General features: G+C 62.1%; 12 protein-coding genes and 1 pseudogene. 6 read left to right on the top strand and 7 right to left on the bottom strand.

Features of this window, described 5'->3' with window-relative positions:
- Positions 1 to 12 precede the first annotated feature (12 nt).
- Together ACRECS_RS00285 and ACRECS_RS00280 are read left to right on the top strand one after the other, a co-directional pair.
- The gene (locus ACRECS_RS00285; protein WP_431580949.1) at positions 13 to 831 is read left to right on the top strand and encodes a SapC family protein; all 819 of its coding nucleotides are present in this window, start codon (positions 13 to 15) and stop codon (positions 829 to 831) included.
- Positions 831 to 1,430, top strand: a complete 600-nt coding sequence (locus ACRECS_RS00280) for an OmpH family outer membrane protein (protein WP_431580948.1) — start codon at positions 831 to 833, stop codon at positions 1,428 to 1,430. Before ACRECS_RS00285 ends, ACRECS_RS00280 begins: the two co-directional genes overlap by 1 nt.
- 330 nt (positions 1,431 to 1,760) lie before the next feature.
- Here the strand turns inward: ACRECS_RS00280 and ACRECS_RS00275 are convergent, their stop codons facing one another.
- Both ACRECS_RS00275 and ACRECS_RS00270 read right to left on the bottom strand, forming a co-directional pair.
- On the bottom strand, positions 1,761 to 3,056 hold the full coding sequence (locus ACRECS_RS00275; RefSeq protein ID WP_431580947.1) for a M20/M25/M40 family metallo-hydrolase: 1,296 nt from the start codon (positions 3,054 to 3,056) through the stop codon (positions 1,761 to 1,763).
- A gap of 96 nt (positions 3,057 to 3,152) precedes the next feature.
- Entirely contained in the window at positions 3,153 to 4,196 is a 1,044-nt protein-coding gene (locus ACRECS_RS00270) for a rod shape-determining protein (protein ID WP_431580946.1), read from the bottom strand.
- Positions 4,197 to 4,655: 459 nt separating this feature from the next.
- On the opposite strand from ACRECS_RS00270, the pseudogene ACRECS_RS00265 reads away from it, so the two are divergent.
- From ACRECS_RS00265 to ACRECS_RS00255, 3 genes and pseudogenes are all read left to right on the top strand, one after another.
- Positions 4,656 to 4,892: pseudogene (locus ACRECS_RS00265) on the top strand (RNA polymerase sigma factor); the annotation flags it as partial.
- Between the two features lie 184 nt (positions 4,893 to 5,076).
- Positions 5,077 to 5,187, top strand: a complete 111-nt coding sequence (locus ACRECS_RS00260; protein ID WP_431580945.1) for a sigma factor-like helix-turn-helix DNA-binding protein — start codon at positions 5,077 to 5,079, stop codon at positions 5,185 to 5,187.
- On the top strand, positions 5,184 to 6,200 hold the full coding sequence (locus ACRECS_RS00255; RefSeq protein WP_431580944.1) for a FecR family protein: 1,017 nt from the start codon (positions 5,184 to 5,186) through the stop codon (positions 6,198 to 6,200). The genes ACRECS_RS00260 and ACRECS_RS00255 overlap by 4 nt, the downstream gene beginning before the upstream one ends.
- A gap of 32 nt (positions 6,201 to 6,232) precedes the next feature.
- Here the strand turns inward: ACRECS_RS00255 and ACRECS_RS00250 are convergent, their stop codons facing one another.
- The 5 genes from ACRECS_RS00250 to ACRECS_RS00230 all read right to left on the bottom strand — a co-directional run bounded on the left by ACRECS_RS00250 (position 6,233) and on the right by ACRECS_RS00230 (position 11,507).
- Positions 6,233 to 6,349, bottom strand: a complete 117-nt coding sequence (locus ACRECS_RS00250) for an ABC transporter permease (protein ID WP_431580943.1) — start codon at positions 6,347 to 6,349, stop codon at positions 6,233 to 6,235.
- Between the two features lie 532 nt (positions 6,350 to 6,881).
- A complete protein-coding gene (locus ACRECS_RS00245; RefSeq protein WP_431580942.1) occupies positions 6,882 to 8,261 on the bottom strand; it encodes a TonB-dependent receptor domain-containing protein in 1,380 nt (459 codons plus the stop codon).
- Positions 8,207 to 10,075 (bottom strand): TonB-dependent receptor plug domain-containing protein, encoded by a 1,869-nt coding sequence (locus tag ACRECS_RS00240; protein ID WP_431580941.1) that lies wholly within the window; start codon positions 10,073 to 10,075, stop codon positions 8,207 to 8,209. Before ACRECS_RS00240 ends, ACRECS_RS00245 begins: the two co-directional genes overlap by 55 nt.
- A gap of 247 nt (positions 10,076 to 10,322) precedes the next feature.
- Positions 10,323 to 10,925, bottom strand: a complete 603-nt coding sequence (locus ACRECS_RS00235; RefSeq protein ID WP_431580940.1) for a thermonuclease family protein — start codon at positions 10,923 to 10,925, stop codon at positions 10,323 to 10,325.
- 183 nt (positions 10,926 to 11,108) lie between these two features.
- A complete protein-coding gene (locus ACRECS_RS00230; RefSeq protein ID WP_431580939.1) occupies positions 11,109 to 11,507 on the bottom strand; it encodes a YybH family protein in 399 nt (132 codons plus the stop codon).
- A 181-nt stretch (positions 11,508 to 11,688) separates the two neighbouring features.
- Here ACRECS_RS00230 and ACRECS_RS00225 point away from each other — a divergent pair, with 181 nt between their 5' ends.
- Entirely contained in the window at positions 11,689 to 12,399 is a 711-nt protein-coding gene (locus tag ACRECS_RS00225; RefSeq protein ID WP_431580938.1) for an SDR family oxidoreductase, read from the top strand.
- Positions 12,400 to 12,402 lie beyond the last annotated feature (3 nt).

Raw genomic sequence — 12,402 nt, 5'->3', positions numbered from 1 at the left:
GGGACACAGGGCATGATCGATATGACGGAATTGGCGGCAGGCGCCGAGGTTGCGCCGATTGGCGAAGGCGATACGGTGGCGGACATGGCGGAATCGCCGCAATTCTATGACCTGACCGAGCCGCTCACGGCCGAGAAGCATGGCGCGTGGCGTTTGCTGCCGGGTGATCTGGCATTCGCGCGCGACGCGAACAGCGTCATGCTGGCGGCGAGCGAGTTCGCTGCCGCCTCGCGCTCCTACCCGATCCTGTTTGCCGGCAATGACGGCCTGCCCATCGCCTTGCTTGGCCTGGAACGGCACAACGACTTCGTCGCATCCGGGCGCTGGACGGCGGACACCTATGTCCCGGCCTATATCCGCCGCCATCCGTTCATTTTCTACGCCACCGAAGAGCCCGAGCGCTTCGTACCGGGCATCGACGTTGCCTCGCCGCGCATCGCGCGTGGCGGTGACCGGGGTGTCGCGCTGTTTGATGGCGATGCTGCAAGCGCAGCCACTGCTCAGGCACTGCAGTTTTGCGAAGCCTTTCGCCGCGACTGCGCCGTCACGCGGCTGTTTGCCGATGCGCTGCTCGAGCGCGACCTGCTGGTCGATCGCCGTGCGGCGGTGACCTTGCCCGGCGGTGGCGCCTTCGACATTGACGGCTTCAAGCTGGTCGACCGCGACCGCTTCGATGCGCTTGACGATGCGACGGTCCTCGACTGGCATCGTAAGGGCTGGCTGGCCGCCATCCAGTTCCATTTCGCCTCGCTGGACCGGTTCCAGGCCCTGCTTGATCGGCGGGCCGGCGCGGTTACGACGCCCTCCGCTCATTCCGAAGGAACATCATGATGTCGACTCTCCGCGCTCTTCCCATGAGCCTGCTGCTCACCGCAGCACCCCTCGTGGCGCAATCGGCCCCGGCGTCGCAGCAGGGCCTGGGCGGGCCGGCCGTGCCCGGCGTGTGCCTGTTGTCGCGCGAGGCGATCTTCGCCAATGCCAAGGCCGGCAAGGCCGCCACGGCGCGGCTGCAGCAGCTCGCCGAACAGGCACAGGCCGAAGTCGATACGCTGCGCAAGCCGGTCGAGACCGAGGTTCAGGCGCTCCAAGCCGAAGCCGCGAAGCTCAGTCCGGAACAGCGCCGCACGCGCGAACAGGCGCTCGCGCCCAGGCTCAAGGCCGTGCAGGACAAGACGCAGCACAGTATCCGCGAGATCGACGCGACCCGCGCCAAGGCGATGGCGCGCATCGCCGCTGCGCTGCAGCCGGTGATCGCCAAGGTCTATACGGCGAAGAATTGCGGTCTGCTGATCGATCGCAATACGGTGCTGGGCGGCAATCTGAACAACGACCTGACCGCCGCTGCAGTCGCCGCACTGGACGGCACGATGGACACGATCAGCTTCGACCGTGAAGTGCTGCCCGCGCAGAACCCCGCGCCGGCGCGCTAGCGCATTTTCGGTCCGAGTTGATCGACCTCCGCGACCAGCTGTTATCTCCTGTTACCTCCTGTTTTGCGGCATTATTTTTTCGCTCCTGTTATTGTTGGATCGATATCCAGGTTATCGGATTGTTTTCAACAACTTAGTGGTACCACCCTGTTACTGATAACAGGAGCGGAACAGGAGCCATAACAGGAGCCGTTTTGATCGAAACAGGCGATTGCGCCCGACGCTTCGCGGCCATGAGAAAGAGCGGGGCAAGAGCGCCTGACCGGCATCTCGTCCGACCGTCACCATGCCGCATCCCGCAGCTTTGTTGAATCGCTGTCGGTCCCGGTCCTAGCGCGGCGCCATTTCCGCCGCGGTCAGCAAGGCGAGCAGACCGACCGTCATGCCGCGCAGGCTTTCCGGCTTGGCGACGTCGATCCATTCGTCGGCCGAATGAGCCCGGCCGGCCACGCCGCCCGAACCGATCGTGACGGCGGGGATGCCGATGCTCATGGCGATGTTTGAGTCCGTGGAAGAGGCGTCGTAGATCGGCTCATACCCGATCGACTCGATCGCAGCGGCGGTGGTCTGGACCAGCATCGCATCGCGCGATGTGCTGCCCGCCGGGCGATCGCCGACCGGCTGCGGATCGACCGTGACGCTGCCGACCCGGATGGAGCGCGCCTTGTTCTCATTGTCGGCGGCGGTCTTCACGATCGCGAGGAAACGCTTCTCCAGATCCGCCAGCGCCAACGGGTCGGCCGACCGCATGTCGAAATCCATGAACACTTCGGAAGGGATTGCGTTGACCGAGGTGCCGCCGCCCGTGACGCTCGCGGCATAGGTGGTCTTGGGGGTCCCGGGCAGGTTGATCTTGTAGAGATCGGTCACCGCCTGGCTCATCGCCACCATCGGATTGACGATCCCGAACGCGCCATAGCTATGCCCGCCGGGCCCTTTGAACACGACATGGTAGCGCTTCGATCCGACCCCACCATGCGTGACACGTTGCGGGTCGCTGCCGTCGACCGAGAAGAACGCACCGATGCGGTCCTTGTAGACGCCCTTGGTCAGCAAATGCCGCACGCCGCGCAGATCGCCGCGGCCTTCCTCGCCGACGGTCCCGACGAACAGGATCGAATGGCGGGTCCGGATATCGGCTGCGTCGAGCGCGCGGATATAGGCGAGCAGCGTGCCGAGCCCGCGCGTGTCGTCGCCGATGCCGGGCGCGTGGAGCTTTGTGCCCTCGCGCCGCACCGTCACCACCGTCCCTTCGGGAAACACGGTATCGAGATGCGCCGACATGACGATCATCGGCGCCTTGGGATCGGATCCAGGGCGGATGCCGGTGACATTGCCCTCCGGGTCAATCGTCACGTCGCGCAGCCCAAGTGTTCGAAACATCTCGGTATAAGCGGCCGCGCGCGCCGCTTCCTTGAACGGTGGCGCGGGAATCTCGGTCAGCTTGATGATCTCCGCAACGAACTGATCATGTTGCGCGTCGAGCGTCGCGCGCGCCTTGGCAAAGGACGGACTGTTCGCGATTGCCGCGACCGCGCGCTCCGCCGGCGTGGCGGGCGGCGTGGCGATCGCCGATGTCGTGGACAGCAGCAGGACGGCGAACCCCGCGACGCAGGAACGGATCATGGGCAAACTCCTGGTTGGCGATTCCAGCCCGGACTACCCCAGCTTTCGCGGTTGCGCGATCCCGCAATTTGCTCGCCAGGACTGTTCCTGCAGGGGCTATTGCGACGCGAGCACACCGCGATAGACCGGATCCTCCAGGGCGCGGCCGGCGCCAGTCGCGACGCACATCAGCGCATTGTCGGCCACCACCACGGGCAGGCCGGTGGCGCGGGCGAGGACCTCGTCAATGCCGCGCAGCAGCGCGCCGCCGCCGGTCATGACGATGCCATGGTCGACGATATCGGCAGCCAGTTCCGGTAGCGTATTCTCCAGCGCGGTCATCACCGCCTCGACGATCTGGCCGATCAGCTCGGCAAGCGCCTCGGCAACCTCCAGCTGACTGATCTCGATCTCGCGCGGTACGCCGGCGACCAGATCGCGGCCCCGCACGCCCATCACCGGGCCCACTCCCTCGGCGGGTTTGCAGGCCCGGCCGATCTCGATCTTCACCCGCTCCGCCGTCGCCTCGCCGATCATCAGGCTGTATTTGCGCCGTGTATAGCTGGCGATTGCTTCATCCATCTTGTCGCCGCCGACCCGGACCGACAGGCTATAGGCAAGGCCGCGCAGCGACAGGATGGCGACTTCGGTTGTGCCGCCGCCGATATCGACCACCATCGCGCCGACCGGCTCGGTGACCGGCAGGCCAGCGCCGATCGCGGCGGCCATCGGCTCCTCGATCAGCAGCACTTTCGACGCGCCGGCATTGGTGGCGGCCTGGCGGATCGCGCGGCGTTCGACCATGGTCGAGCTGGAGGGGACGCAGATCACGATTTCCGGGCGCCGCGGGATCTTGCTCGGGCCGCCATGCGCCTTGTCGATGAAATGCTTGATCATCTGTTCGGCGACGTCGATGTCGGCGATCACGCCGTCGCGAAGCGGGCGGATCGTCCGGACATTTTCCGGAGTCTTGCCCAGCATCAGCCGCGCATCGGTACCGATGGCCCTGACCCGTGACACGCCATTGATCGTCTCCAGCGCCACCACCGATGGCTCGTTCAGGACAATGCCTCGGTCGCGAAGATAGACCAGCGTGTTCACCGTCCCGAGATCGATCGCCATGTCGCGAGAATTAAATTTGAGAAATCGGGAAGCCCACATCGTCAACAGTCTCAATTCAAACAGGGCGTGACCGAAACTCTCGGGCTTGCCGTACGCAGCGATCTGCGGTGTGGAGGTCTTTTGGCAAGGTCAAGCGCACATTCGGCCCGACGCCCCGCTAACGTGACGAACTGGCGGAGAAGGTCGTGCCGGGGCTTGAAAAAGCGGTTCTTTCCCCGCCGCGTCCATTCCGTCGGATCGCGCAGGCCATGCCCGCCCAGGCCAGGGTAGCGCTCATATGGAATCGCACGTTCGCGAGACGGTTGCGTTCTTCCGACAAAAGCGCAACTTCCTTGCCGCCACAATTGCCTGACGGAAAAATTCGGGTCGGTTAAATCTCGCATCTCGTCCCCCCTGTTGGCGATATCGGGCGTCTGGGCATGTGAATGGTGGTTTCGTGCCGCCAGACAGGGGAAGCGCGCAGGATGATTCGGGTCCGACATTGGTTCGGCGGTCAACATGCCGGACTCCGGTTTGAACAGGCCTTCGCCTGAACCGGAGCGCGACCTCGCGGCGTGGATGACGAGCTATGGTCCGGGATTGCGACGTTTTTTCAGCCGCCGTGCCCATGACGCTGATGTCGATGACCTGGTGCAGGATGTCTTCATGCGATTGCAGGCAGTCCAGCTGAATGCGCCGATCGACAATGTCGAACGCTATCTGTTCACGATCGCGCGCAATGTGCTGATCAGCCGGTACCGCCGCGGAAAGATCCGATTCCACTCCCTTCATGAAGGATATGAGGAAACGCTCGAGATGGCGGACGATATGTCGCCCGAGCGGATCGTGATCGGGCGGCAGGAATATTCGCGCGCCGTCGAGGTGATCCTCAACCTTCCCCCGCGCGCGCGCGGTATTCCTGTTCCATCGGTTCGAGAACATGACGTATCAGGCCATTGCTGTCCGAATGGGCATTTCCAAGGAATCGGTAAAGGAACTGATGCACCGTGCCATTGTCCGCATCTCGCAAGAGATGGGAGGTGACAGATGAGCGCGGGGCCGCAGTCATATAATGACGCGCTGCGTTCGGAGGCGACCTATTGGTTCAACCTCAAGCGGTCGGGCGACATGACCGCGCGTGACGAACGCATCTTCCTGTCATGGCTCGACCGCGCGCCCGCGCATCGCAACGCCTATGAGGAGCTCGAACATTATTGGGCCATATTGGGGTCGGTCGGGCAGGATCCCGAGATCATGGCGGCGCTGGAACAGGATGGTGATTTCTACGATCGGCCGTCATGGTGGCCCCGGCTGGCGGTGATCGCCGCCACCCTCCTGTTAGCGGTGACCGCCGGCTGGGCCGCAATCGATTCCGGTCTTTTGGGGATCGGCACCGGTGGACAAGCCGAGCAGCAATATGCGCAGATGTTCGAAACGGGGGTGGGTGAACGGACGCTGGTGACCTTGCCCGACGGATCGCATGTCACGCTTGACGCCGATAGCGAGATGCGGGTCGATGACATGCGCAGCAAGCGCGCTATCGCGCTCCTGCGCGGCCGTGCTTTTTTCCGCGTCGCGCCGGACCGAAGCCGTCCCTTCATCGTCTCCGCCAATGGCAAGAATGTACGCGCGGTCGGGACTGAATTCGCTGTGCGGATCGACCAGGACAATGTCGTGGTTACCTTGGTCGAGGGCAAGGTTCGGGTCGATGAGGTCAGGGCATCACGCGGATCCAGCCACCGCGCGGACATGACGGCCGGTGCCCAGCTTGTGGCGCGTGCCGATGAGGACTGGTCGATCGATCGCGTCGACATTGCCAAGGAGACGAGCTGGCTCAAGGGGCGGTTGACCTTCCTGCGCGACCCGCTCTCAACCGTGATCACGGAAATGAACCGCTATTCGGACAAGAAGATCGTGTTCAGCGGCGGTGCCGTGCCGGACACCAGGATCGTCGGTGTCTTCAAGATGGGCGATGTCGACAGCCTCGCCAAAGGCCTGGAGATGAACGGCCTGGCGCGGATAACGGCGAACACCGACAAGGAGATCGAACTCTCGCCGAAATGAGGTTGTGGCTGTCGCCGGCGCGCTGTCCGCGACTATTCGGCGCGCAGCGCCTCGATCGGATCAAGCCGCGCTGCCGCGAAGGCGGGATAGAATCCGAAAATCAGGCCGACCATGGCGGCAATGCCCGGGCCGAGCGGCGAGTGTTGCAATGCAGGTTAGCATGATCCTGTTCATGGTTCATCCTCAATTATATGCGGCAGTGCCGCGATGTTAGGGAAGTGCTTCTTCCCACGGGCTTTGACGGCAGCGATCGCGAACAGGGGGGATTGGATCTGCAGAAAAGAATCCGATCTGGAGTTAGGTTATAGCTTAAGCAATTATACCATCAGTATTTTTCCCGAAAGAGAGGCGTATTTCGCTGTGTATGTCCTGCATAAAACAACCGAAATGGATGTTTTAACTTCAACTCGCAAAAGCTGTTGCGAATATTGCTTGTGAAAGCTGTGACAAGCTTGGCCGGAAGGTCGGAGTGGCGGGAAGATTAGGCGGTCTCTTAAGGCGCTCGTCGCTTGGTATCCGATGATGATTGTGGCGGGCGGGATGGTCTGGCGCAAAAAAACCGGCCGCCGGCATGATGCCGGCGGCCGGTTAAATACCAGCCGCGGAGAGGAAACGGCTGGAAACGATCAAGACATTCAGTCTGTTCTCCGCCTCACAGGATCGACGGTCCACGGCTTCTCATCAGAATTTCTTCGTCACATTGAAGCCGATGATCCGCGGGTCGAGCGTGAAGACATTCGTTGTGAGGCCACTATCATCGCTGTTGATGAACGCGTCGGTGATTGGCGCGTCGTTGAACACATTCTTGACGTAGAACTGGATCGCCAGATCCGATTCCGGTCGTTCCAATGTCAGCGACAGATTGGTGTTGTCCCACGCCTTCAGCCGGTCGATCGCGGTGTTATAGGCGCGTGCCCAGCTGCTCGACTGGCGATAATAATCGCCCCGCAATGTCAGTGCCCAGGTGTCGAGCGGGATGGTGTACTGCGCGCCGATATTGAATGTCCAATGCGGTGAATTCGGCAATTCATTCCCGCCGAGATCGGCATAGAAACCCTTGCCGGCATTGGGACCGTCGGTCAGCGGGTCATATATCACGCCGGTGAGCAGCGGCAGGAAGCCGCCCGCCTTGTAGTTGCCGAAACTGGATCCACCGCACAACGCCGACAGAAAGGTCAAGGCGCCCTGGTCCGAAAAAGCCCCACTCGTGACGATCTTTGCGACGTCGGCCTTCCGCGCTACGCAATTCGACGCCAGCTGGACCCATGGTTTGACCACGACCCAGTCCGCATTGTCCTGAGTTCGGTTCATGACATCGATCGATCGCATTCCCTTTGCGATCCGGGTGCCGAGATAGCCGAGATTGGCGTTGATGCGGAATTCGGGCACCGGGCGCCAGCTCGCTTCGAACTCGGCGCCCCAGATATTGGCGTCGTAATTCTCATTCAGCGCGATCCGGTCGACGATCTGCGACACCTGATAATTGTCGTAATTATAGAAGAACGCATTGGCGTTGAGGGTCAGCTTGCCGCCCGCCAGACTATTCTTCATCCCGACCTCGAACGCATTGACGCTCTCCGGCTTGAAGGTCGCCGGCAAGGGGGCGAAAGCGAGATAATCGGGGTTGGCACCGATGCTCGGCGGGTTGGCGCCCCCACCTTTATAGCCCCGAGAATAGGATGTGTAGATCAGGGTTTCGTCGGTGAAATCGAGCCGTGGCTTCCAGTCCAGAACGAGCCGACCGGTGACCCGGCCCCAATGCTGAACGATGTCGGGCGATTCCGGATAACCGGCCGAGACAAAGCCGCCGCCGGCGAGACCGGGGGAGAGCAGTAACTGGCTCCTGACCGGCGTCGATGTCTTCCGATCGTCGGTATAGCGTAGCCCGGCGGTGAGTTTCAGATCGTCCGTCGCCTGCCAGTAGAGCTCGCCGAAGGCGGCGAGCGAGCGGGTCTTGGAAAGATTGCGGCTCCGAAAATAATTATGCCCCTGACCGTTGATCCGGTTCAGCGGATTGGGATCGACATAAACACAGCCCCCTGATTGGAAGGATTGGCACAATCGAAGAGCACGCCACCAAAATTTCCGTTCCCGAAAAGTCTTTGCGACAACGCAGAGAAGAGATTGCTGAAGACGTAGTAATCTTCGTCAATCTTGAAATTCAGATAATTGGCGCCAATGCTGAAATTGACCGGACCGGCGAACGACGATTGCAGGCGAAATTCCTGCGACCATTGTGAGCTGCGCGACTTGACCATGTCGACGGCCAAGATGTTGCGCGACGGACCGAGTTGCGGATCGGTGTAGACGCCTCCCGGTACGATTCCGTCCGTCGGCTGCGGGTTTTCAAAGAAGTCGGTGAGCCCCGATGAGCTGTTGAACACCGGTCCGGAATTGAACCGGTTATAATCCTGAGTCGAATAGTAGAAATCCTTAGTATACGCGCTTTGCGAAATGAATTTGAGGTCGGACTGGACATCGATCTCCAGATTGAGCTGGTACACGTCGTTCCTGGCGCGAAATGTCGGATCATAGGCGGTGGCGATCTCGCGTAGATTGCGCGATTGGGTGAGCCCGGCATAGGGATCACGCGTCGGGTCGATCATCGAGACAGCGGTTGAGAGATTGGGCGCGCGAAAGCCGAGTTGGAGCAAGGCAGTGGCGGCATTGATATAGGGCAGGCTGAAGCCCTTGGGGACGCCAAACGCATCGTCGTCATAGAGTGAACCCGGCTTGCAGCTCTGACTGAGCACGCCGCGGGTCAGCAGATCCAGGCTGATGTCGCGCCCGCCGACCATGCTTGGCCCCGGATCGGTGTGGCAGAGCTGCTTGCCGGTGCGCGAACGATCGTCGTCCTCGTTAAAATGCTCCCAGACGAAATTGGCCTTGAAATCGCTGCTCGGTTCCCACGCTGCGGTGACTCGTGTCGACCACAGGTCGCGGCCGTTCACCCGCTTGTCGGTCACGCTGTTGTAATCGAAGCCGTCCCGCTTGGTCAGCGCGCCCGCCGCGCGGATCGCAATGGTATCTCCCAGCGGTATGTTGATCATTCCGCTGATGCGGCGGGTGTCGTAATTGCCCACTTCGGCCTTTAGCGATCCTTCGAACGTGTCGAATTTCGGCTTGGCGGTGATCATGTTGACCACACCGCCGGTCGCGTTGCGGCCGTACAGCGTGCCTTGCGGGCCGCGCAGCACCTCGACTCGTTCGACGTCGAAATATTCCTGCTCGAACAGGCGGTTGCGTAGCAATGGCGTGTTGTTGAAACTGATCGCCACCGCCGGGTCGGTCGATACCGAGAGTGCCTTGGTCCCCACGCCGCGGATTGAGAAATTATAGCTGGCGAAGTTCGTCTTCGAAAAGGTGACGTTGGGCACTGCGCGCATCAGCTCCGATCCGCCCTCGATCTTGAGCTCGTCGAGCGATTTGTTCGAAAAGGCCGAGACAGCGATCGGCACGTCCTGGATGCTCTCCTCGCGCTTCTGCGCAGTCACGATGATATCGCCGCCATCGTCCGCCGCGCTATCGTCGGCTGCGGTCGATTGTCCGTCGTTTCCCGCCTGGGTAATCACGAAGACATTGCCGTTGCGCGTGTAGCGCAGGCCCGTCCCCTGGAGCAGCGAGCGCAGCACGGTCTCGGCGTCCGACTTTCCGGTATAGCCGCCGCTCTTCTTTCCGTTGGTGATCGTTGCATCCGCCAGGATCGTGACGCCGCTTTGCAGGCCGAAATCGCGCAATGCGCTGTCCAGCGGCTGGGGAGCGATGCGAAAACTCGGCGCGGACTGTGCCTGAGCCATGGCAGGCGCTGTCAGCAGGCAGGCCGTGGCGATGCCACCCAGCAGAAATCGGTTGATACGCGCGGCCCGAAACGTCATCAAAAACCCCCTCCCTGTTTGGCGGGGATGAATTCATTGACCCTCCCCTTTTTTTGCCGATGCCGTTTTCCGGCCCGCCATTTGTGATGACGCAGGATTTTCGGTCGAGGGGGGATCACGGTGAAGAAACTATTGTCCGCTTTGTCCACCGGGTCCGTGTGCGGAGGTGGATCCGGGCGATCAACGCTTCATCCCGTCCTCCGTCTTGCTCCGCTCAATGCGGCGCGTCATGGGGCTTGCGCCATTGCTAGGGCGGCTCGAGCCGGCCGCGCCAGATGCCGATCTTTTGTTCCCGGGCATCGGCCTGAGCGTCCATATACTGGCCCTCGATATCCATCGCCGCGCCGTGCTCGACCATCGCGAGATTGAGCGATGTGAGATCGGACTCGCAGGCGTTGTCCTGCCCACATGGCGTGTCCCGGACGAAGCACAGGCCGACAAAGCGCCCGTCCGGTTCGGGCGGCCCTTCCGGACGACAGGCAACTCGCCGCCCTTTGACAAGGCTCTGCAGAAGACGGCGAGAGTCCTGGCCGCACGGCCAGCGCGTGCTGCCGCGTTCGCAATATTGTTCGAGCTCCGGGGCATCGATGGTCCACAGATCGGCCGTGACACCGCCGATGATCAGCGTGTCCCCATCAACGACATCCGCGGTGCCGAACAGTCCGGTCGGACGGGCGATGGCCGGCGGCGCCACGGTCAGGGCGCGCGCTGCCAGGAGCTGGCTTTGGCGTTCAGCCATTTTGCGTTGGTCGGCGACCTTGATGGGGTGCACGTGCGGCCGTGCGATATCATAGACCAAAGCTGCGCCGGTTCCCAGAGCAGCGAGCAATGCGACGACGATATAGCGCATGCGGATCACGACCTGGGCCGGAAGCGGAAATCCAAAGGCGCGGGCGCAGCATTTCGAAACATTTCCATCGGTTCGTTCATGGCCAGGATTGTGTCGCAGTCCCGCGCCAACCGCAATGTGCACGCTCCCGCCCTTTGAATCAGCCACGACCAGCCCGCCGATGATGAGCGCATATCGGTCACTTCATGCTTTCGCGGCCATATCCGCGTGGCGGTGGATCATCTTCCATTCGCCGCCCTCGCGACGAAACACTTCCGTCACCCGGATGCGCATGTCGACCGGCTCATCCTTGCCGGCCAGGCAGACGCTGGCGTTCTGGAAACCCGTCCAGAAGGCGATGTCGCCCGCTGCCTTTTGCAGAATTTCCAGTTGCGATTTGCTGCCCGGCGCAAAGCGCTGCGCGTCCTCGATATAGCGGTCGGCAACCGGCTTCGGGCCGGTAACGCTATCGCCGCCCGGACTGTGGAAGCTGGCGGTTTCGTTGGGCGTGAGCAGGGCCTGCAACGGCGCGGCGTCGCCATTCACATACGCCTCGGCCGCCTTTGTGCGACGGTCGAAGAAGGATACGAAATCCGCACTCATTGTCAGTCTCCAACCTCAGCGATCGGCGATAAGCCCGTGGAGCGCGGTGAACGATCAAGCCGAAGAGAGGTTTCAGGACCGAACCGCGGCGGTCCTCTAACGATGTCGCTCGGTATACCTATCTCGACGGCATTATCGGTTCGATACCATTTCACTTCACGATTTCACCGGGAGGTTATTCATGACAGGAACGCGGCAACTCCAGATTGTCGTGATTGGCGGTACATCGGGGATCGGCCTGGCCACCGCGACGCTGATGGCGGCCAAGGGTGCGGTGGTAACGATCGTCGGCCGCGATCAGGACCGGCTGGACGCGGCAATCACGCAGATTGGTGGCGCCACACGGGGTGAAGCGATCGATGCCGCCGATGGCGACGCGCTTCGCGCGCTGTTCACGCGGCTCGGAACGGTCGATCATCTGGTGATCGCCGCATCGGGCGGCGCTGGCGCCGGGCCTTTCGCGTCGTTGGAAGTCGCGGCATTGCGGCGCGGTTTCGAGGCCAAGTTCTGGGTACACTGGACCGCGGCACAGGCGGTGCTGGATCATCTGCTCGACACCGGCTCGATCACTTTCATCACGGCCGCCTCGTCACGCCTCGCCAATCCGGGGACATCGGGCCTTGCCGCGATCAACGGCGCGCTGGAGCATATGGTGCGCACCCTGGCGCGCGAACTAGCGCCGCGCCGTATCAACGCGGTCTCGCCCGGGGTGATTGATACGCCGTGGTGGCACGACAAGCCCGACGAACTGTTCCAATCGGCGAGCAGGCAGGCGCCACTCGGACGCGCCGGAGAGGCGGCCGAAGTCGCCGATGCGGTGGCGTTCCTGATCGGCAACCGCTTCGTTACCGGCGTCATCCTCGATGTGGATGGTGGCCTTCACCTGACGTGAGTG

This window comes from Sphingomonas sp. (assembly GCF_050725575.1).
GTDB lineage: Bacteria > Pseudomonadota > Alphaproteobacteria > Sphingomonadales > Sphingomonadaceae > Sphingomonas.
This window is presented reverse-complemented; position numbering and strand designations above follow the sequence as displayed.

Bases quoted from the DNA above. Each gene is read 5' to 3' on its own strand.
- ACRECS_RS00240 (WP_431580941.1), bottom strand. From the start codon at position 10,075: ATGACGTTTCGGGCCGCGCGTATCAACCGATTTCTGCTGGGTGGCATC.
- ACRECS_RS00230 (WP_431580939.1), bottom strand. From the start codon at position 11,507: ATGAGTGCGGATTTCGTATCCTTCTTCGACCGTCGCACAAAGGCGGCC.
- ACRECS_RS00260 (WP_431580945.1), top strand. From the start codon at position 5,077: ATGACGTATCAGGCCATTGCTGTCCGAATGGGCATTTCCAAGGAATCG.
- ACRECS_RS00270 (WP_431580946.1), bottom strand. From the start codon at position 4,196: ATGTGGGCTTCCCGATTTCTCAAATTTAATTCTCGCGACATGGCGATC.
- ACRECS_RS00225 (WP_431580938.1), top strand. From the start codon at position 11,689: ATGACAGGAACGCGGCAACTCCAGATTGTCGTGATTGGCGGTACATCG.
- ACRECS_RS00235 (WP_431580940.1), bottom strand. From the start codon at position 10,925: ATGCGCTATATCGTCGTCGCATTGCTCGCTGCTCTGGGAACCGGCGCA.
- ACRECS_RS00275 (WP_431580947.1), bottom strand. From the start codon at position 3,056: ATGATCCGTTCCTGCGTCGCGGGGTTCGCCGTCCTGCTGCTGTCCACG.
- ACRECS_RS00255 (WP_431580944.1), top strand. From the start codon at position 5,184: ATGAGCGCGGGGCCGCAGTCATATAATGACGCGCTGCGTTCGGAGGCG.
- ACRECS_RS00285 (WP_431580949.1), top strand. From the start codon at position 13: ATGATCGATATGACGGAATTGGCGGCAGGCGCCGAGGTTGCGCCGATT.
- ACRECS_RS00280 (WP_431580948.1), top strand. From the start codon at position 831: ATGTCGACTCTCCGCGCTCTTCCCATGAGCCTGCTGCTCACCGCAGCA.